The following is a 19,796-nucleotide window of genomic DNA, read 5'->3' as shown; positions in this document are numbered from 1 at the left end:
GGGCGTTCACTTTCGCTTGCGCCTGCCCACGCCCTGCACTACCTTGCCGCCGTGAAACGTTTCCTTCTGGCTGTCCCTCTGTTGCTCGCTGCCTGTGCTCCGGCCTACACCGGCCCAGCGCCTGCTGCCAATGAAGTCATTGTCGAAGCGGTGTCTCCAGTCAACCTGGGGTCCCGACTGAGCCCAGAGCGGGAGGCAGGCGTCAGCAGCTTCGCGCAGATTTCGGCCATGCTCATTGTTCAGTCTCAGTACAACACGGGTGTGCCGGGGGGCTACGACGATTTCACCTTCCCCGATGGCAGCGACAGCATGAAGATCCTCAGCGCGAAAGAAGCGCCCATTCACGTTCAGGTGCAGTGGCGCGCGACCAACCCCACCAGCAACAACACGGTGGATGTGCTGTGGGAATCCAGACCGCTGGGCGGCAAGCTGGTCAGTGTTAAGGTCAAGGCCACGGCGTCGGACGCCAGTGTGAAGACTCAGCAAATTGAAACCCGGCTGCTGGACCGCTTCCTGTCAGCCACGGGTATTCGGCTGGTGGCTCGGGGCAAATAAGCGCTCCTGCGCGGGTTCCCGTCCATGTGGCGGGTGCCTCCACTATCCCAGATGACGGATGCTGCCCGCTTCATTGCCCTCTACAGTCAACGCGGAGGTTGTATGCAGAAGATTCTCAGCCTGTACGCGCGCAATTACGACACGGACCGTCTGGTCCGGGATGAACCTGTGCCCGGCGCCGAGTGGGTGCTGACCGGGGAAGGCGTCGCCACCCGCAAATGGGACGGCACGAGCTGTCTGGTGCGAGGTGGCCGCTTGTACCGGCGTTACGACGCCAAAAAAGGCCGCACACCGCCCGCTGACTTCGAGCCTGCCCAGGAGCCTGACCCTGTGACGGGCCACCATCCCGGCTGGGTGCCAGTGGGAGAGCACTCCGACGACGCCCACCACCGCGAGGCCTGGGCGGCGGCTGACAGGGCGCTGCCAGACGGCACCTACGAGCTGATTGGGCCAAAGGTGCAGGGCAACCCCGAAGGCACGACCAGTCACCAGCTGATTCGGCATGGAGAAGCGGTACTGGACGACGCGCCACGCGACTTCGCCGCCCTCCGCGCCTACCTGGAGGCCCGCCCAGACATGGAAGGGCTTGTGTGGCATCACCCGGATGGCCGCATGGTCAAACTCAAGCGCAAAGACTTTTTCGGCAGCCGTCGCCGCTAATGGTCCAGGCCGCGCGCCACCTGCTGTCCTGGGGCGTGCGGCTTTCTCTGGCCAGTAATTCCCGCGCACGATTCCGGTAGAGCTGCGGCGCTGCGGACGGCGACAATACCGCCATGTCCCTGCCCTACTCGCGCGACTTCATGCTGAGCCGAATGTTTGCGGCCGACGCGGTGTTTGATGGGCTGTTCTATACCGGCGTGACCAGCACCGGCATCTACTGCCTGCCGTCGTGCCGGGCGCGCAAGCCCCAGGCACAGAACGTGGCCTTTCACGCCACCACCGCGCAGGCCCGCGCCGCCGGTCTGCGGGCCTGTCTGCGCTGTCAGCCCGATGCCTTCCAGGCTGGGGTGCCCGTCGAGGAAGCGCAGCTGATGGTGGCCCTGGCCGGGGTCTGCGTGGCCGAGGTGCCCACGGTTCGCGCCCTGGGCCAGCAGTTGCAGGTGGGCCGCAGCGCGCTGCACCGACTGTTTCGGGACCACCTGCACACCAGCCCCGGAGAGTGGCTGGCCCGCCAGCGGGTGCAGGCGGCCGCCGACGCGCTGCTGCGTGCCCCAGAGAGCTCGGCCGCCGAGGTCGCCTTCGCGGTGGGGTACGGCAGCCTCTCGGCATTTGGCGCGCAGTTTCGGCGGATCATGGGCGTGTCGCCGCAGGTCTTCCGACAGGGCGCCGGGCGGGGCGGCTGGACCTTACGGCTGCCGGCCGGGTTTCCGGTGCCGGCCCTCCTGCGCGACCTGGCCCGCGATCCCCTCAGCCTCACGCAGCAGGTCAGGGGCCACGAGGTCACGGCCGGCTGGCGGCTGCCATCAGGGCCTCAGCGGGTCACCTTGACCTTTGGGTCGGGCACCGTCACGGTGCAGGTGACGGCCGCTTTGACCGCTCTCGACGCACTGTCGCTGCATCACCTGACCCGGCGTGCGCTGGGGCTGACCGGCGAGGTTCCGGCGACCCCCATGAAAGAGCCCCTGGCGCGGCCTGAGCGGGCACCTCCCTTTGGGCGTGGGCTCCGGGTGCCGCTGGTGCCCGACCTCTTTGACGGGTTGGTCTGGGCAGTGGTCGGGCAGCAGGTGACGTTCGCCTGCGCCTGTGCGCTGCGGCGGCGCCTGGTGGCCCGCTGCGGTGCCCTGCTGGGTGACGGGCTGTTCGCCCCGCCGGCACCAGAGGACGTGGCCCGCCTCTCTGTCAACGACCTCCGGGCGCTGGGCCTGACCGGTGCGCGGGCCGCGGCGCTGAGCCGACTGGCCGGGCAGGTGACCCGCGGTGAACTGGACCTGCCGGGCCTGGCAGCTGGCCCGGTGGGCGCGGCCCGCCGCCGTCTGCTGGCGGTGCCGGGCGTCGGCCCCTGGACGGCCGAGTATGTGCTGCTGCGCGTGCTGGGCTTTGCCGACATTGTGCCTGCCGGGGACGCGGCGCTGGCGGCGGCCCTTCAGCGGTATTTCGCCCTGCCCGCCCGGCCAGATGCCGCGCAGGTCAGCGGGCTGCTGGCGCCTTTCGCCCCGCAGCGCAGCCTGGCCACCTTTCAGTTCTGGCACCACGTTCACCCCAGAGGAGCTCCCCATGACCACTGACCCTGCCGCCACCTTCCGCGCCCTGCACGAGTCGGGGTTCATCCTGCCCAACGCCTGGGACGCTGTCAGTGCCCGGCTGTTCCAGGAAGCCGGCTTTCCCGCTCTCGGCACCACCAGCGCGGGCCTGGCTTTCGCGCTGGGGCAGCCCGACGGTCAGCGGGCGGCGCGGGCTGACCTGCTCGCGGCGCTGGACCGCGTGGTGCGCGCTGTGCAGATTCCGGTCACGGCTGACCTGGAAGCGGGGTACGGCCCCCGACCCGCCGAGGTGGCCGACACGGTGCGGGCCGCGCTGGGCCTCGGCGTGGTGGGGCTGAACCTCGAAGACGCCACAGTTGATCCGGCACAGCCTCTTTTTGCCGTAGAGGCGCAGGTTCGGCGCCTGGCCGCTGCCCGCCACGCCGCCGAAGCCGAGGGGGTGCCGGCGTATCTAAATGCCCGCACCGACACCTATCTCACGGCGGTTGGGGCGTCTTCCGCCGAGCGCCTGGCCGAGACCGTTCGCCGGGGCCGGGCGTATCTGGCGGCCGGCGCCGACAGCCTCTTTGTGCCCGGCGTGACGGATACGGAAACGGTGCGGGCGCTGCGGGGCGGTATCGGCGGGCCTCTGAGTGTGATGCTGAGCCCTGGTGGTCCCAGCGCCCACCAGTTGCTGGCCGCAGGCGCGTGCCGGGTCAGCGTGGGGCCAGGGCTGCTGCTGGCGGCGCTGGGCCACGTTGGGCAGCTCGCGCGTGACCTGCGCGGCGGCACCTTTGACCCGCCGCAGCCCATGCCTTTTGCTGAGGTTCAGGGCTGGTTCAGCCCAGGCCCATAACCTGCTGGAAGTCGGCCGGACTGGTGTACAGGTGCGCCTGCCAGCCGGCCGCCTGGGCGGCCTGAACGTTCTGTTGGCTGTCATCCCAGAACACAATCTGCGTGGGGGCCACGTTCAGGCGGCGGGTCACCTCGGCGTAGTAGGCGGGGTCAGGCTTGCGGTGTCCCACGGCGTAACTGGCGTGGTGGCCGTCCACGACCTTGCCCAGCCCCACCACCTCCAGCAGATGCGCAGTGCGCCAGGCCTCCTGGTTGGTCGCCAGAAAGGTACGCCAGCCTCGCGTCCGCAGCGCCCGCACCAGGGGCAGCAGGTCGGGGTTGGGGTGGTTTTCGCTGGCCAGCCACTCGGCCAGAAAGTCGCCGGGGGTCTGGTCACGGCCCAGGGCCTTCAGGAACGCGGGCAGATGGTCTTTCAGGTCGCTCTGGCCGGTGCTGGCTGACACGAAGGCTGTCTGAAAAAAGTCTCTGGTCTGCTGGGGATGCTCACGCAGCAGCCTGGCCCCAAACCATTCGGGCGGCGTCACGAGAACGCCGTCTACATCCAGCAGCAGGATATGGGTCTCCGGATTCATGTGGGGCAGGATACGGCGCTTGTTGGGGCCAGAGGCCGGGCACGAGGCGTCGCACTGGGCGAATGCTGCCTGAGGTTGCCTGCTGATGAACGTCCTGAATATTGACGTGCCGTCTGCCCTGGTCAGTCACTGGCGGGGCTGGCTGGCGCCGGCCCAGCAGCCCTTTTTTCTGACGGAAGGGGAGACGCAGACGCTGGGCCTCGGCAGTGTGCCCAGAGATAACGCGGCGCTCACGCCTGAACTGCGCGATACCTTCACCCTCTGGTCGGTGCGGCCAGCAGCCGAGCGGGTGGTCTGGCTGAGCCCTGCGCAGTGGACGGCCTTGCCACCCAGGGTGAGCCGCGACCTCTTGCGGGCGCAGGTGCGGCACGGGCGGGGCAATGTGCCCCTGGGGCGCCAGTACCGCGACCTGCGGCCCGGTCTACCCGTGGGCCGGTTTCTCTGGCTGCGCGAGGACCTGACGGCCGAGGTTCTGACGCGGCTCGTGGCGCAGGACGCTGTCTCCTGCCAGCGCGCAGAGGTCCCGGAGGCGGTGTGGCACGCAGCGGAGGACCGGTTACCCGGCGCCCGCGCTTTGGCGGGCACGTTTCCGGCGGGCAGCGCTGGCAACTGCTTCGGGACCGTGATGGGTGCGGCCGGTGTACCCGGCGCCGCCCACACCTGGATACAGCGGGAGCCCTTTGAGGCGTTTCTGGCCGCCCGCACCCGCCGGGGTGGCCAGGACGATCAACCCGGCACCCGGCTGATCTGGCGCAGCCGCGACGGTCTGGTGCAGCATGCGGCCGTCACCCTGGGCGGCGGTTGGGCGCTGCACAAACCGGCCCAGACCTGGTGGACACCGCGCGTGGTGTTGCCAGTCGGTCAGCTCAAGCGCCACTCGCGCACGCGGGGCCAGCGCCTGACGCGGGCCACCCTCATCTGACCTAAGCCGCCTGCCGCTGCCCTAAGCTCCCTGGCGGATGCCGCTGCTGCGGGCGGCGGCTCATGATGGTCGGCATGACGCCCCTGACCGTGCGCGAAGCGCGCAAACCCGACGACTACCCAGGCGTGGCGCGCGTGCTCAGCGCCAGCGACCCTGACTGGCCTGCCACCCCCGAACTGCTGGCCGTCTGGGACGCCGCCCGCGACCCGGCGCTGTACCACGTGCAACTGGTGGCCGAACAAGGTGGCCAGATTGTGGGCGTGGCGCAGGTGGGCCACGACGACTTTGCCTATGAAGACTGGCGGTATTTTGGTCACCTGGCTGTGCATCCAGACGCCCGCCAGCAGGGCGTGGGCACGGCGCTCTATGACGAGGTGATGAGCCGGTTGCAGGCCCGCGGCGCCCAGGATATTCGCACGATGGTCAGCGACCAGCCGCGCGACGAGGCCGGGCGCGCGTTTCTGGCGGGACGCGGCTTTACCCGCACCTGGGACCGCTACGAATCCCGCCTGCACACGGGCGACCTTGACCTGACCACTTTTGGCCCCCTCCTGGACACCGTGGCGGCCCAGGGCATCGAACTGCGGTCTGTGGCCGACCTGGCGGGCGACCCGGAGCGCGACCGCCGCCTGTGGGAACTTGACTGGCGCCTCTTTCAGGATGTTCCCATGGGCCAGACCATGACCAAACGGCCCTTTGACACCTGGGTCAAGCAGGAATTGGATGACCCCACCTTCAGCCATGACCTCTCCTTCGTGGCGCTGCGGCCAGGGCTGAACGACCCCGAAACTGGCCCCTACGTGGGCTACAGCTCGCTGATGAAAACGCCGGGCGGCTTTTACGTGATTGGCATGACGGGCGTGCGCCGTGAGGACCGGGGCCTGGGGCTGGCCAAGGCGCTCAAGGTGGCCGCTATGCGCGCGCTGCACGCAGACGGCGGCGGCGAGATCCGCACGTTCAACGATCCGCCCAACAAGGCCATGCTGGGCATGAACCGCGCCCTGGGTTTCCGCCCTGGCCCCACCCGCAGCCGCTACGAACTGCACTTGGACCCCGTGACCGGTGAGCGCCGGCCCATAACGGTCGAGGCGCTGTGATGACCCCGGACACCGCCCTGCGTTTCACCGTCCGCGAGGCCACCGACGCCGACCTGGGTGCGCTCGCCGCCCTGCTGACGGCGGTGAACCCCCGTCACCCCTGGACTGAAGACACGCTGCGCCACGAGATGACGTCGCTCCGGACCCACCCTTTGGGGCTGCACACAGCGCAGTGGGTGGCCCAGGCCGAAGATGGGCAGCTCCTAGGCGCCGCCTCGGCGCTGCAATTTGGCGGCATGTACCATCCGGGCCGCTACCACGCCGAAGTGGCCGTTCACCCGGAGGCGCGTGGGCAGGGCGTCGGCACCGCTCTGGCGGCCACGCTGGAGACCCACCTACATGCCAGGGGCGCCCAGGAACTGCTGGCCGGCGCCTACGAGGACGAGCCGCAGAGCCTGGCCTTTTTGCACGCGCGCGGCTTTGCCGAGGAGATGCGCTTTTTTGACAACGTGCTGACCGTCGCCGACTTTGACCCGGCGGCCTGGGCCGACGAGGCGCGGCTGCCCAGCGGCCTGCGCGTCCTGAGCTTTGCTGAACTGGCGGTAGAGGCCGGCGAGGACGCTGCCGCCCAGGCCTTCTACGAGGGCTTTCTGGAGGCCCGCGAGGACGTGCCGCGCACCGGGGCGGCCACACCAGTGGCGTTCGAGACGTTCCGTGAGCGTCTGGGCCGTCCCGAGTTTCTGCCGGAAGGCGTGCTGCTGGCCGTGACGCCTGAAGGCGAGGTGGCCGCCCTGTCCGAGCTGTACCGTGACCTGCACGACCCAGAGCGCCTGAACACTGGCCTGACCGGCACGCGCCGCGCGTGGCGCCGCCAGGGGCTGGCCCTGGCCCTGAAGCTGGCGGCGCTGCGCCTGGCCCATGACCGGGGTGTGCGCGAGGTCTGGACGGGCAACGCCACCACCAACGCGCCCATGCTGGCCCTGAATGACCGCCTGGGCTTTCGCCCGCGTGTGGCCTGGATTGAAATGAAACGAGGTGGACTATGAACCAGTTTGCTGTGACAGGCGTAGAGGTCGGCCCTATTGAAGCCCACGAATGGGACGCGGCAGCTCAGGCCTATACCGCCGCGCTGCCCGACGACCCGGTCAGCGGCGCCGAATTGCGCCGCCGTGACGAGGAGCAGCGCGGCTGGAACTATCACGCGGGGGTGCTGGTGGCCCGGCAGGCCGCCGAGGTCATCGGGAGTGCCTTTTACTTCCAGAACCCCGGCGCGTATCACCCACAGCGGTTCACTCTGGAACTGGGCGTGCGGCCCGACCGGCAGGGCCAGGGGGCCGGAGCAGTGCTCTGGGCGGCGCTGGAGGCGGCCCTGCGGGGCCTGAACGCCGAGTCGGCCCGCATTCTGGCCCGCGAGGACAACGAGGTCGCCACCGGGTTTCTGGCCCGGCGGGGGTTTGTGGGCGACAAGCGGTATTTCACCAGTGCTCTGGACCTCACCACCTTTGACGCGGCGCCGTATCAGGCCCTGGAGGCGCGGTTGGCGGCCCAGGGAATCCGTTTGCAGTCCCTGACCGAACTGCGGGCCGCCGATACCCCTGACCTGGACGCGCGCCTGCACGCCCTGATGAGCGACGTGCGCCAGGACGTGCCCCGCGCCGACCCGGCCACACCGCTGTCCTTCGAGGTCTTCAAAGAGGCGGTGCTGGAAGACCCGGCGCTGCTGCCAGGCGGCTATCTGGTCGCCGAGCACGGCGGGCAGTTCATTGGGCAGACCACCCTCTTTCGCAGCGAGGCCAGCCCAGACCTGCTCACCGGCCTGACCGGGGTCACACGCGACTGGCGGGGGAAAGGCGTGGCGACTCTGCTGAAGCTGGGGGCCATTCGCGCCGGGCAGGCGCTGGGCGGTACGCTGATTCGCACCGACAACGCCAGCGACAATGCGCCCATGCTGGCCATCAATGACCGGCTGGGGTTTGTGCGTGACCCGGCCAGCGTGTCCTACCAGCGCGTGTTCTGAAGCCCTCTGGTGTTGCAGCGGTAGGCCGTTCCGTTGGGTAGGACCGACCGGCCCCTCAATTCCACTCGAACTGCTTTCAGGGCGGCGGGTTCTCTGTCAGGGAGGCCTGGCCGCCCTCTCTGCTGGCTCCTGCTGCTACTGCCTGAAGCGTGTGCCACAGGGGTGACCTCCAATTGGCAGAAGTCGAGAGGCACCCCCTTCCGCGCCGGGAGGGGCCAGCCGCTGCGCTCCCGACGGAGAACAAGCGGACGAAAGCCGTCTGACTGTGGCGGAGTGGTCCACCCTGAGGCCGGGGTCACCCCTCCATGTCACCCACGCTGCGGTCTGTTGCCGACACTCCTTTCATTCGTCTGAAGCGCGGTGAAGAATGACACCGCCGCTCTGGGTGCTGCTGTCACCCACCCCAGTGCGCTACAACTGGACTTCATATGCTCCTCAGTGTGGACTGGGACGCCTTTTCGGGCACCCGTGAACTGGTCTTTGACGCACCTATCTGGGGCACCCCTGACCGGGACACCGACCGTCTGGCCGCCTGGTCGCTGCGGGCCCAGCGGCGCGGGGCAGGCCCAGCCGACTGGGCGGCGCTGGACACCGATTTTCCCCTGTACCCCGGTTGGGAGGCCCTGCGCGCCTACGCGGGAGTGCCGGCCTTTGTCACCCTCAGCCACGCCGACGCCTGGGGATGGCTGGACCAGTTTCCAGGCCAGGCGGTGCTGAATCTGGATTCGCACCACGACCTGGGCAGCACCAGCGGCGACCCCGAGCGGGTGCGGCCCGGCAACTGGGCAGGCCTGGCCCTGCGGCGGGGCCGGGTGCGGCACGTCACCACCCTGTATCCCTTCTGGCATGAGGCCCTGCCTGTGGCCGAGGGCTACGACCTGGCGCGCACTGCCGGTGAGCTGACGGCGCTGCTGCCCCCAGACGCGCTGGCGCGCGTGACCCTGACCCGGCAGGTGGCCCCCGGCAGCAGGCTGCCCGACCCCGCCGCAGTCAGCAGCGTGCTGCTGGTGCAGTCACCGGCCTGGACCAACCCCGCGCACGACGGCGCCCTGCTGGATCTGGCGGCGGTGCTGCGCTGCGCGCCTCTCGTGCCCCCCCTGTGGCGGTCGTGACGGCGGTGGGGGCGGAGGGTACAATGCCCTGACCTGCCCTCCCTCATGACCCCCCTGGCAGCAGGAGTGCCCCCTGTGATGACCCCCGCCGACGAGCAGACCCTGCCCACCGCCTACCACGTGGGGGCCTTCGCCCTGATTGCGCACCGGGGCGCGTACCTCATCACGGCGCCCCGCACCCCCTTGTTGCCCGGCGGCCGTCACGACCTGCCGGGTTTTGTGCTCAGTGCGGCCACCGGAAGTAACCCGGTCGAATTGCAACTGCGCCGCACCATCCGCGAGCAGCTGAGCCTGGCGGTCAGCGACCTGAAGCTGGTGGGGTCGCACGCGGCGCGCGGCAGTTACGGGGCCGGAGACGGCATGCGCCTGAACCTGATTTTCGGCACCGAATACTGCGCGGGCATCCTTCAGCCGGACCACACCCAGCTGACCGGCGCTGAGTGGGTGCCCAGCGAGGACCTGCTGCGCCCCGGCGGCGCCCCCGACTGGTTGCAGGGCGCTGTGCGCGACTTTGAAGCCATCACGCCGGCCGCCCCGCCCCCAGAGCCAGCGCCGACCTCTCGCCTGCGCTTTGGGCGCCGCCGCTAGAGGGCCGCCCGTTCATGCTTTGTGGCCCTGACCTCTGGTAGGCTCGGGGGCGGCCCGCGACCTGTTTTGTCGCTGCGGCTGGAGGCTCCTCTATGAATCATTCTCCCGCGCGTGGCCTGCTTGCCCCGCTGCCCCTGCTGCTGGTTACTCTGTACGCGCTGAGCATCCTGCTCGCCAACCTCACGCTGAACACGTTCATTGGGCCGCTGAGTGTCGGAACCGTCTTTTTTGCAGCCGTCTTTACCTTGCGCGACCGCATTCACCGCGCAGGCGGCCTGAACTCGGTCTATATAGCTATTGCCGCTGCGTTGATCGTGAACACCACTGTGGCGCTGGTTACAGATACGCAGTGGCGCTTCATTGGCGCAAGTTTCCTGGGCATCTTGCTGAGCGAACTTGCTGACACGGCGGTCTATCAGCGCCTCATCCAGCGCAGCTGGTGGACGCGGGTGCTGGCCAGCAACGCCGTCAGTGTGCCGCTGGATTCCATTCTGTTTACATTGCTCGCCTTCTGGGGTGACAAGAGCACAGGCCAAATTGTGTCGATCATCGCTGCCGACATTTTGGTCAAGTACCTGATTGCGGCGCTGCTGGCCTTCCGGGTGGGCCGCGCCGCCCGGGCCGCCGCCGCATGAGTGAGACCCCGCCGCCGGCCAGCCTGCTGCGGGTGATTGCCAACGCGCGGCCTGACCTGACCACGGCCATTGAACACGTGCTGCACCTGCCGCACCTGTGCCCGGTCACCCTGAACCCGGCCCCCGGCAGCACCCTGACCCTGCGCTACGAGGCCGGGCCGGGGCTGCTGGAACTGTTCAGCCTGGACGCCTACATTGACGCCTTCATCGGGCATCCAGTGGTGCGCGATATGGAATTTTTTGTGCAAACCGCTGCCCAGGACGCGGCGAATCTGCTGGGCTGCCCCGTGACGGCCCACGCCGACGTGACCTTTAACCGGCTGCGGCAGGGTCAGCGGGTGACAGTGACGGCGCAGCCCCAGCCAGCAGACGGGTAAACGGCGCCTCTATGCCCCAGGCCGACCTGAGCTTCCAGGTCGGTCTTTTTGGTAGAGCCGATTTCGGAGCTCTTGAGGCCAGCGGCCTGACATACGGATTTCTAGGACTTGGGCTTGCAAAGCGCCGAAAGCGGGGAACATCCGGTGCTCCTCCAGATATTCCGGCAATGGACGGAAGCCGTATCAGGGCTGCTGTGGAATGTCTTCAAGTGCCCAGAAAACCATTTTGAATAATCTGGTTCCTCGCCTTCAGCCGTTCTCTTCTGACCGGGTGTCTGGCTCGCCTTCTGGTTCCTCCTCCAAATCCAGGGTCACGCCGGTCCAGCGGGCGGGCAGCGTCAGGGTCAGCAGTCCGTCCTCGTAGGTGTAATTCACGGCCCCCTGCACGCCGCGCACATGCCCCAGGCCCACCACACGCATGGTCACGCGGGCTTCTGGGCCGGCCTCGCCCTGCGTTTCGCGGCGAATGAGCAGGCGTCGGCCCTGGCGCTCGCCCATCAGGCGGGTGAGGCGGCCGCGCACCGGGCCGTCGCCCAGGTCTTCGTACAGCTGGCCCAGAAAGCCCGCCGGGCTGGCATGCACCAGCCACGACAGTTCTTCCCAGCGGGCGGTGGTGGTGTGCTGGGCCGGCGTGGTCACCGGCACCGCCTCGCCCTCGCGCAGGTACAGCGGCAGGGTGTCTAACGGCGCGTGGGCCACGATGTGCTGCCCGCCCTCATGAACGGTGCCCAGCTGGCCCAGGTTGAACACCTCGGCCCAGCGCCCCGCCGGCAGGTACACCAGCCGTTTGCGGTGCCCGGCGCGCAGCACCGGAGCCACCAGCAGCCCGTCCCCCAGCAGATACTGGGTGTCCTCGCGCACGGCGTCCTCGTCGGCGGGAAAGTGCAGGGCCAGCGGGCGCATCACGGGCAGACCGGTGCGGGTGGCTGTATGGGCCAGGGTGTAGAGGTGCGGCAGCAGGCGGTAGCGCCACTCCAGCGCCGCCCGGATGACCCCTGTATAGGGCTCGCCAAAGCGCCACGGCTCCTGGTCGGCGGTGCCCAGCGCGGCGTGGTTGCGCAGGAAGGCGTAGCCCACCGCCGCCTGGTACCAGCGGGCCAGCAACTCGCCGGTGGTGTCGCCGCCAAAGCCGCCCACATCGGCTGCGGCGAAGGGCACGCCGCTGAGGCCCAGGCCCTGAATCATGGGCAGGCTCAGGGCCAGGTGGGACCAGGTGGCGGTGTTGTCGCCGGTCCAGACGGCCGCGTGCCGCTGAATGCCTGCGTACCCGGCGCGCGTAAGAATCCAGGGGCGAATGCCAGGGCTCAGGCGCGCGTAGCCGGCGCGGCTGGCTTCACTCATGCCGTTGGCGTAGGCGTTGTGGACCTCCAGGTGGGTGCGGGTGCCGTGCCAGGCGTCGTAGGGCAGGGTCTTGCCCTCGGTCTCGCGGGGGACCCGGAGACTGAAGCACGCCGGTTCATTCATGTCGTTCCACTGGCCCTGAATGCCCAGTTCGGCAAACAGGCGGTGGCGTCCGGCCCACCATCCCACGACCTCGGGGCGCGTGAAGTCTGGAAAGACCGCCGGGTCAGGCCAGACCTCGCCCACCAGCACCTCGCCACGCGCCGTCCTGACCAGATGGTCACCCCTGACGGCTTCCTCATACACGTCGTAGCCCGCTTCGACCTTCACGCCGGGGTCCACGATAGGCACCAGTTTCACGCCCTGCCCGGCCGCCTCCCGCACAAACGCCTTCAGGTCGGGAAAATTGGCGCGGTTAACCGTCCAGACCTTGTAGGCGTCCAGGTAATCAATGTCCACGTAGACGCTGTCAAGCGGCAACTGGCGCTCACGGTAACCGGCGATCACCGCGCGCAGGTCGGCCTCAGTGCGGTAGCCCCAGCGGCTCTGGGCCGCCCCCAGCGCCCACAGCGGTGGCATGGGGGCCGCGCCCGTCAGGTCGGTGTAGCGCCGCAGCACATCGGCTGGGCGGGGGCCAGAGATGACGTACACGTCCAGCTCTGGCCCCGCCGAGGCCCAGCGCACCTCGTCCGGGTGGGCGCGGGCCACGTCCACCTCCAGGCGCCAGGGCTCGTCCAGAAAGACGCCGTGGGCGCGCCCGGCGTCCAGCACCGTCATGAACGGCACCGAGACATAGAGGGGGTCAGTTTCGGTGTGGTGCGGAAAGCAGTCGGTGTTCCAGAACGTCAGCGCCATGCCGCGTTTGTCCAGAGGGCCCACCTTCTCGCCAAAGCCCAGGTACGCGGCGCCTTTAGGGGCGGCCAGGGACAGGCGGGTGCGGCGCAAGTTGAAGCGGGTGGCGTCCAGCGGGGGGCGCGGGGCTGGGGCCTCGCCCGCCCAGCCCAGGGCCTCGGCCAGCACCCGCGCCGAGGGACCACTGCCGCTCAGGGCCTGCCAGGCGCCGGTGTGCCGGTTCAGGCGCAGGGCCAGCCCGCCGCCAATGACCAGGAGCTCTGTGCCGTCCGCTTCGGTGACGCTCAGGGCCACGCTTTCGGGGAGGTCGGGGCGCAGAGCGAAGCTGGCCTTTGGGCTGGGGTGGGGAAAATTCAGGCTCTGGGCACGCGCCTCGGGCAGCAGCCGCACGCGCAGCACACCCGGCAGGGGCGCGCTGACCACCAGCAGATCGGCGGCGCCCCAGACCCGCACCTGCCTGCCGCCTTGCTCCGCCTCAAACGATGTGAACCGCATGGTTCAGCGTACCCCCTGACAGCGGCTGCGAGTTCCACCCTGGGACTGACAACACCGCAAGGTTCCGTTGGTACTTCTGCCTCTTGCGGACAGAGACGGACCCCGGTGGACTTCAGCCGCATGCTGGATGCAATCCGGGCAGAGTCGAAGAGTTGGGGAGCAGAGCGCGCGAAACGACGGAGGCTGCGTTATAGAGGCCCAGAGAGTGCCTTTTCGGCTAGGCCATGATTCAACAGCCTCCGTCTGAACAGCGGTGAGGGGGCATCCGCTCTGGGTTCTCCTATAGGACATCTCTAGCCCGCGCCCAGAAATTCCACCTGCACACCGCTTTCGTCGGCGGCGCGGCGGGCGCCTTGCAGCAGTGCCTGGGCGGTGGGGCGCAGGGCGCGTTCTGGCCGCTGCCACAGCGCCTGGGCCACCTTGCTGGCGCGCCGGACGACCAGTACCTCGCCGGGCAGGGCCAGGCCCACCGCCGCCAGCAGCGCCTGGGCACTGGGCGGCACCTCTGAGGCAAAGTCCAGCGGGACGTGGGCGGTGACGCGCTCACCCTCGCGGCGCAGGCTGACCCGCGCCTCACCCCCAGCGGCCCGCTGCTCAATGACCACGTCTGAGCGGGCGCCCAGCAGGCCGGGGGTGCCCAGGCCCCGCCGCGCGTCGTTGGCCAGCAGATGCGCCGTCATCATGTGCCGCCGGGTGCGGGGGGCGTAGCGCACCCGCAGCGTCACGCCGCGCGCCGCCACTTCTTCAAGGACCTCATGGGCGGCGTCGGTCAGCACCTCCGGGCCCCGGCCCCGGCCCACAGCGGCGATGACGGCCTCGTTGTCGGTATGCACTGTCAGGGGTCCGGCTGGCGCCGCGCGCACGGCTTCCAGCACCGCGCGCACCTCGGCGGCGTTGTTGTCGGGGGCGCGCAATTGGCCCTGAAACCGCGCCGGCAGCGTTCCCGGCACCAGCAGCACCAGGCCCCAGCCGCCCAGGCCGGTCAGGTTTCCATCGTCGCCGGGCACCTCGTGCCAGCTGGCATCTACAAACGCCTGATTCACGCCGCACCGTTCCTTTTCGGCCTTCTCAGGCAGAACTCTATAGTTCAATTCTCCAGGGTCACTGGGTCCAGCGCCGTTGGCCCTTTCCTTATCTCGGCACGGCCCTGAGCTCAACATGGCCTCTATCTCAACATGAACGGGGGCGGCTGCGAATCCGCCAGCCGCCTTAAGCCGCGCGGCCTAGTCCAGCGTGATGTCCAGGCGGCGCGCCAGCACCCGCCGGGCCAGTTCGTGCAGGCTGCGCGGGTCGTAATGCCCGGCTTCTAACTGGGCCAGCAGGGCTGGGGGCAGCCCCGCTTCCTGCGCCAGTTCGGCGCGCCCAATGCCCAGCAGCCTGCGCCGCGCCCCCACCACCCGCGCTCCTGGAAATGTCACGGTGTCCATACGGCATGATGCCCCGCCGGGGGCGGCCAGAATGGAATACTGCCCCCATGAACGTTCTTGAGGTGTATCGGCAGGCGGGCGCCTACCACGAGGGTCACTTTTTGCTGGCCAGTGGCCGCCACAGCCCCAAGTTTTTGCAGAGCACGACCGTGCTGCAGCATCCCCAGTACACCGAGCAGATTGGGCAGGCGCTGGCCGAGGCCATTCGCGCAGCGGGCATCCAGGCCGACTTCATCATCGGCCCGGCGATGGGCGGCGTGGTGCTGGCCTACGAAACGGCGCGCCATTGCGGCACCCGCGCCATCTTCGCCGAGAAAGACGGGCAGGGCGGCATGAAGATTCGGGAAGCCTTTGCGGTGGGGGTAGGGGAGAGGTTTGTGGCCGTCGAGGACGTGCTGACCACTGGGGGCAGCGTGCTCAAAGCCGTTAAGGCGGCCGAGGCAGCGGGAGGGCAATGCGTGGGGATTGCCTGCATTGTGGACCGGCGCAAGGAGGGGGGCGAGCTGGGCGGGTATCCGCTGGTGGCGCTGACGCGGCTGGTGTTTGACACTTACGCGCCGGATGAGGTGCCGGAGTGGTTGGCGGCGATTCCGCTTCAGGAGATTTGAACGGATTGCCCCACCCCCCAGCCCCCTCCCCCAGAGGGGCAGGGGGAGCAGACGTTGGCACTGGGCAAGAGTTGTTACTGATGCTGGCTGACCCGCTCTATTCATTGACGGGTCTGGCCTCGACGCCATCCGCTGCCCCGCGAAAGGGCCTGCGCGCTGCGCGCACAATGGCCTCGCCTGGACCTGGGCGGTCAAGGGGCAAGGGGTCTTGGTGCGGCCTAGAGGTTCGACTTTCAAAAGCGAAGAACCCCTTTTCGTCTCTGGGTCAGTCAGGGAGCTGTCAAACAAAGGATGGAGGGGCGCCGACTTGAGCGCCCCTCCATCTTTCTTCCACTTTCCATTCTTTACTGTCCGCTCCCCACTTCCTCCTCGGCCCATAGGGCGCGCATTTCGTCGCTGCGTTCCAGTAAGTCGGGCAGAGTACCTTCGTCAGTAATTCGGCCGCCCTGCACCACCAGAATGCGGTCGGCGCGCAGGAGGGCGGCGCGGCGGTGGCTGACCACCAGGCAGGTCGCGTCTGTGGTGCTCAGACCTTGCCACAGTTGCGCTTCGGTACGGGCGTCCAGGGCGCTGGACACGTCGTCAAAGACCAGCAGGTCGGCGGGGCGGGCCAGCATCCGGGCCACCGCCGCCCGCTGAATCTGGCCGCCAGAGAGCTTGACGCCTCGGGCACCGACGGGCGTGTCCAGCCCGCCGCCCAGCGCCTCAAGATCGGGCTCCAGCACCGCCAGGTTCACGGCGCGGCCCAGGTGCGCGTCGGCCTCGCCACTCGTGATGTTCTCGCGCAGGGTGTCGGAAAAGAGGTTGGGCAGCTGCGCTGTGTAAGCGCTGCGCGGCGGCACCAAGAAGGTGGCGGGGTCGGTTACCCGCTCGCCATTCCAGAACACCGAGCCGCTTTGCACAGGGATGAGGCCCAGCAGCGCGCGCAGCAGGGTGCTTTTGCCGCTGCCAATGCGGCCCGTGACCACCACAAACTCGCCGCGCTTTAGGATGAAGCTGGCGTCCTGAATGCCCAGGCCGCTGGCGTGGATGGCCGTCAGGCCCTCAACCCGCAGCTCTTGTAGGGGCAGGGCCGTCGGCGTGGTCTGCTCTGCAGGGGGATCACTCTGCAGATAGACCGGGTGGTGGGCCACGATGGTCGTGTCTGGCGCGTCTTGCAGCAGGCGGGTCATGCGGTCGTAGCTGACCCCGGTGCGGCGGTGCCGGGCGATGGCGTCGCCAAAAAAGCCCATGCTGCCCGTCAGGCGTGGCAGGAGGCCGATAAACAGCACAAAGTCCTGAATGTCCATCTGCGCGCCGCGCACCCTGTTGGCGCCCAGCAGCAGCACCAGGCCCACGGCGAGGTTCACCATATTGGTGTTTACGCCCCGGATCAGTTCGGTCAGCAGGACGTCGCGCAGGGCGGCGTGGCGCCGGGTTTCGCCCAGCGAGCGCAGATGCGTGACCATGCTGCCTTCCTGGGCGGCCAGCTTCACGGCGCTGACTGCCCCGAAGGTCTCGCCGATAAAGTCAGTCACGCGGGCGGTCGCCTCGCGCATTCGGCGGCGGTAACTGCGGATGGTGGGCGACAGCCGCTGCACAAACAGCACCATCAGCAGCAGCGGCGCGCAGACGAGCAGGGTAATCAGGGGGTCCACGCGCGCCATCAGGGTGATGGCCACCACCGAGTACAGCAGGAAGCCCGCACCGTCCACCCAGACTTCGGTGTAGCCGGCCACGTCGTCCACGTCATCGCGGAAGCGGCTGACGGCTTCGGCCGGGGTGTCGGGCAGGCGGCGGCTGCCCCGCGCCGTTAACAGGTAGCCCATCAGGTTGCGGCGCACCAGGGCGTCCAGGGTGTACCACAGTTCAATCCAGGCCCGGAACGCCCCGTAAAAAATGCCGAAGCGGCTTAGGCGCACGAAGGCGAACCACCCCAGTGCAACCCAGGCGGCGGCAACGGCCGGCTGAATGGGTTGCCCCGCCGTGTTCAGGTTGTCGGCTCGTTCCAGGGCGCCAAAGAGGCTGCTGACCGCCAGCGTGAGCAGCGCGGGCGAGGCGTGCACCATTCCCCACATCAGGAGGTTGAAGGCGAACAGGCCGGGTTTGTACTTGAACAGCTCTTTGGACAGCGCAAAAGTGCGTTCCTGGTGTTGGGGCTGAGGGGTGGCAGTCATGCGGGCCTCCGGCGGAGCGTGGAGTGGGAAACGTGGAGGGGAGGCGGTAACAGGGAAGGGGCCTGCTCACAGGTGATGCTCTGAGCCCCCCTCACGCCAGCACCCCTTCGCCCTCGTCCAGTACGCCTGCGCGCAGAAGCGCCGCGTAGTGGCTGCGGGGGTCCTGGGCCAGCGCGTCGCGCTCGCCGTCTTCCAGCACCTCGCCGTCGCCCAGTACCAGAATCCGGTCGGCGCGCGCCACGGTGTCGAGGCGGTGGGCAATGATGATGGCGGTGCGCCCGGTCAGCAGGCGGGTCATGGCGGCCGTCAGGCGGGCCTCGGTGGCGGGGTCCAGGCGACTGCTGGGCTCGTCGAGAATAATCACGCTGGGGTCGCGCAGCAGCACGCGGGCAAAGGCCAGCAGCTGCGCCTCGCCTGCCGAAAGGCTGCCGGTGGGCAGGGGGGTGCGCACCCCATCTTCCAATCGTTCCAGCCAGGTCCCCAGCCCGACCTCGCGCAGCGCAGCCTCAACCTGCGCATCGGTCACCTGCGGGTCAAAGAAGCTGAGGTTGTCGCGCACGCTGGCCTGAAACAGCTGCACGTCCTGGGTCACGACCGCCACACGCTGGCGCAGGTCGTGCAGGGGCGCAGCCGTGACCGGCACGCCGCCCAGGGTGATGGCGCCGCTGGTGGCGTCGTACAGGCGCGAGACCAGGCGGGTCAGCGTGGTTTTGCCGCTGCCGGTGCGGCCCAGCAGGCCCACGGTCTGTCCGGCGGGCAGGTGAAACGAGACGCCGTGCAACACGCCGCGCGCCGCCGGGTCTTCGGGGGCGTAGGAAAAGCTGACCTGCTGAAAGTCCAGCGCCAGTGGGCCAGTGGGCAGCGGGGTCTGGCCGCCGCGCACCTCGCTGCGCAGGGCCAGCAGTTCGGACACGCGGCCCAGGCTGGCACCCGCCTTTTGCAGGTCCTGAAGCTGCTGGGTGAGTTGGTCAATGGGTTCTTCCACCAGCGTCATGTACTGGTACATCAGGAACGCTGTGCCCAGCGAGATGGTGCCGGCGGCGTACAGGCCCACTGCCGCTGTCAGCACGCCCACGTAGCCGATGGCGAACAGCAGCATGGACAGCTGCCACACCACGCTGCGCCGCCGCCAGGAATTGACCGATCGGGTAAAGAACTCACGCTGCGTTTGCAGAAAGCGCCGCAGGTGGTGGCGGCCGGCGCCGAGGCTGCGAATGTCCTCCAGGCCTGCCAAGCGCTCCTCCACAAAGCCGAACAGCCGGGCGCTGCTTTCGCGCTCCAGGCGGGTGGGTTCGACGCCCAGCTTGCGCACCCGGTTCATGGCCGTCAGGGTGATCAGCGTAAAGACCGTCACGCCGGCCCCGACGCGCCAGTCTTCGCGGAAGAACATGATGAGCGCGCCGGTCAGCAGCAGCGCCGCGCCGAACACGCGCACCGCAAATTGCGAGAAGAAGTTGCTCAGGGCCGTCACGTCGCCGTCAATGCGCTCGATCATCTCGCCGGGGGTGCGCTCCTTGTGTTCGCGCATGTCCAGCGAGAGCAGGTGCGCCATCAGGTCCGCGCGCAGGCGGTTGGTGGCGGTCCAGCCGACCCGCGCGCCCACATAGGTTGCGCCGGCGGTCATCAGCTGGACGCCCACGGCCAGCGCGATATATAGGCCGGCCAGACGCACCAGCAGGCCCACATCGGTCCCCGCGCCCAGACCCACGTTGTCCACAAAGCGGCGCAGCAGCTGAGGCAGCAGTAGGTTCAGGCCGGTGCCGGTCAGCAGCAGGGTGGCCAGGGCGACGACCTGCCATTTCAGCGGCCCCAGGTAGGTGCCCAGCACCCCCAGGGCGCTGCGTGTTCGTTCTGGTGGGGGGGCAGCGGCAGAGGGGGACATGGGTTCAGGCTAGGTCTGGCGGGGGTGGGGGCGCATCCGCCGTGTGGCGCATGGGGGACGGGGGGGTCTTAACGGAGTGGCCCCACCCCCCAGCCCCCTCCCCCAGAGGGGCAGGGGGAGCAGACGTTAGCACTGGGCAAGAGATCCTACTGATGTTGGCGAGGCCGTTCTTCTAATTGACGTGT

Annotated in this window: 19 protein-coding genes; 13 read left to right on the top strand and 6 right to left on the bottom strand. The window is 68.7% G+C overall.

The genetic code is table 11. The features are described 5' to 3' along the window. Nucleotides 1–51: 51 nt before the first annotated feature. From K7W42_RS10210 to K7W42_RS10195, 4 genes are all read left to right on the top strand, one after another. On the top strand, nt 52–555 hold the full coding sequence (locus tag K7W42_RS10210) for a hypothetical protein (protein WP_224574437.1): 504 nt from the start codon (nt 52–54) through the stop codon (nt 553–555). A gap of 102 nt (nt 556–657) precedes the next feature. Continuing rightward, nucleotides 658–1,215 (top strand): RNA ligase 1 family protein, encoded by a 558-nt coding sequence (locus tag K7W42_RS10205; protein ID WP_224574436.1) that lies wholly within the window; start codon nt 658–660, stop codon nt 1,213–1,215. A gap of 113 nt (nt 1,216–1,328) precedes the next feature. Beyond that, nucleotides 1,329–2,780 carry an Ada metal-binding domain-containing protein gene (locus tag K7W42_RS10200; RefSeq protein WP_224574435.1) on the top strand — a complete coding sequence of 484 codons (1,452 nt, stop codon included), beginning with the start codon at nt 1,329–1,331 and terminating at the stop codon, nt 2,778–2,780. Beyond that, nucleotides 2,770–3,591: an isocitrate lyase/PEP mutase family protein gene (locus tag K7W42_RS10195; RefSeq protein WP_224574434.1), complete on the top strand. Its 822-nt coding sequence runs from the start codon at nt 2,770–2,772 to the stop codon at nt 3,589–3,591. Before K7W42_RS10200 ends, K7W42_RS10195 begins: the two co-directional genes overlap by 11 nt. Here K7W42_RS10195 and K7W42_RS10190 read toward each other — a convergent pair. Beyond that, nucleotides 3,575–4,162 carry an HAD-IA family hydrolase gene (locus tag K7W42_RS10190; RefSeq protein ID WP_224574432.1) on the bottom strand — a complete coding sequence of 196 codons (588 nt, stop codon included), beginning with the start codon at nt 4,160–4,162 and terminating at the stop codon, nt 3,575–3,577. The genes K7W42_RS10195 and K7W42_RS10190 overlap by 17 nt on opposite strands. 85 nt (nt 4,163–4,247) lie before the next feature. On the opposite strand from K7W42_RS10190, the gene K7W42_RS10185 reads away from it, so the two are divergent. From K7W42_RS10185 to K7W42_RS10150, 8 genes are all read left to right on the top strand, one after another. After that, nucleotides 4,248–5,084, top strand: a complete 837-nt coding sequence (locus tag K7W42_RS10185; protein WP_224574430.1) for a hypothetical protein — start codon at nt 4,248–4,250, stop codon at nt 5,082–5,084. A gap of 74 nt (nt 5,085–5,158) precedes the next feature. After that, nucleotides 5,159–6,181: a GNAT family N-acetyltransferase gene (locus tag K7W42_RS10180; RefSeq protein WP_224574428.1), complete on the top strand. Its 1,023-nt coding sequence runs from the start codon at nt 5,159–5,161 to the stop codon at nt 6,179–6,181. Next, entirely contained in the window at nt 6,181–7,167 is a 987-nt protein-coding gene (locus tag K7W42_RS10175) for a GNAT family N-acetyltransferase (protein WP_224574426.1), read from the top strand. Before K7W42_RS10180 ends, K7W42_RS10175 begins: the two co-directional genes overlap by 1 nt. Next, on the top strand, nt 7,164–8,138 hold the full coding sequence (locus tag K7W42_RS10170) for a GNAT family N-acetyltransferase (protein WP_224574425.1): 975 nt from the start codon (nt 7,164–7,166) through the stop codon (nt 8,136–8,138). Before K7W42_RS10175 ends, K7W42_RS10170 begins: the two co-directional genes overlap by 4 nt. 428 nt (nt 8,139–8,566) lie before the next feature. Beyond that, entirely contained in the window at nt 8,567–9,250 is a 684-nt protein-coding gene (locus tag K7W42_RS10165; protein ID WP_224574423.1) for an arginase, read from the top strand. Nucleotides 9,251–9,325: 75 nt separating this feature from the next. Further along, nucleotides 9,326–9,838: a hypothetical protein gene (locus K7W42_RS10160; protein WP_224574421.1), complete on the top strand. Its 513-nt coding sequence runs from the start codon at nt 9,326–9,328 to the stop codon at nt 9,836–9,838. Between the two features lie 92 nt (nt 9,839–9,930). Beyond that, on the top strand, nt 9,931–10,473 hold the full coding sequence (locus K7W42_RS10155; protein ID WP_224574420.1) for a VUT family protein: 543 nt from the start codon (nt 9,931–9,933) through the stop codon (nt 10,471–10,473). Next, entirely contained in the window at nt 10,470–10,850 is a 381-nt protein-coding gene (locus K7W42_RS10150; protein WP_224574418.1) for a hypothetical protein, read from the top strand. The genes K7W42_RS10155 and K7W42_RS10150 overlap by 4 nt, the downstream gene beginning before the upstream one ends. Before the next feature lie 249 nt (nt 10,851–11,099). Here K7W42_RS10150 and K7W42_RS10145 read toward each other — a convergent pair whose 3' ends face one another. The 3 genes from K7W42_RS10145 to K7W42_RS10135 form a co-directional block, all read right to left on the bottom strand. Continuing rightward, nucleotides 11,100–13,538 carry a glycoside hydrolase family 31 protein gene (locus tag K7W42_RS10145; RefSeq protein ID WP_224574416.1) on the bottom strand — a complete coding sequence of 813 codons (2,439 nt, stop codon included), beginning with the start codon at nt 13,536–13,538 and terminating at the stop codon, nt 11,100–11,102. Between the two features lie 293 nt (nt 13,539–13,831). Beyond that, nucleotides 13,832–14,581, bottom strand: a complete 750-nt coding sequence (locus tag K7W42_RS10140) for a ribonuclease H family protein (RefSeq protein ID WP_224574495.1) — start codon at nt 14,579–14,581, stop codon at nt 13,832–13,834. A 180-nt stretch (nt 14,582–14,761) separates the two neighbouring features. Further along, complete coding sequence (locus K7W42_RS10135) at nt 14,762–14,965, bottom strand: helix-turn-helix domain-containing protein (protein ID WP_157457783.1); 204 nt, start codon at nt 14,963–14,965, stop codon at nt 14,762–14,764. Between the two features lie 47 nt (nt 14,966–15,012). On the opposite strand from K7W42_RS10135, the gene pyrE reads away from it, so the two are divergent. Further along, on the top strand, nt 15,013–15,573 hold the full coding sequence (pyrE, locus tag K7W42_RS10130; RefSeq protein ID WP_224574414.1) for an orotate phosphoribosyltransferase: 561 nt from the start codon (nt 15,013–15,015) through the stop codon (nt 15,571–15,573). Between the two features lie 344 nt (nt 15,574–15,917). Here the strand turns inward: pyrE and K7W42_RS10125 are convergent, their stop codons facing one another. Both K7W42_RS10125 and K7W42_RS10120 read right to left on the bottom strand, forming a co-directional pair. Further along, nucleotides 15,918–17,729: an ATP-binding cassette domain-containing protein gene (locus K7W42_RS10125; protein WP_224574413.1), complete on the bottom strand. Its 1,812-nt coding sequence runs from the start codon at nt 17,727–17,729 to the stop codon at nt 15,918–15,920. A gap of 91 nt (nt 17,730–17,820) precedes the next feature. Beyond that, nucleotides 17,821–19,611: an ABC transporter ATP-binding protein gene (locus K7W42_RS10120; protein ID WP_224574411.1), complete on the bottom strand. Its 1,791-nt coding sequence runs from the start codon at nt 19,609–19,611 to the stop codon at nt 17,821–17,823. Nucleotides 19,612–19,796 lie beyond the last annotated feature (185 nt).

Source organism: Deinococcus betulae, from assembly GCF_020166395.1.
In the GTDB taxonomy this organism is placed as follows: domain Bacteria; phylum Deinococcota; class Deinococci; order Deinococcales; family Deinococcaceae; genus Deinococcus; species Deinococcus betulae.
The sequence above is the reverse complement of the archived record's forward strand: the minus strand, read 5'-3'. Positions and strand labels throughout refer to the sequence as shown.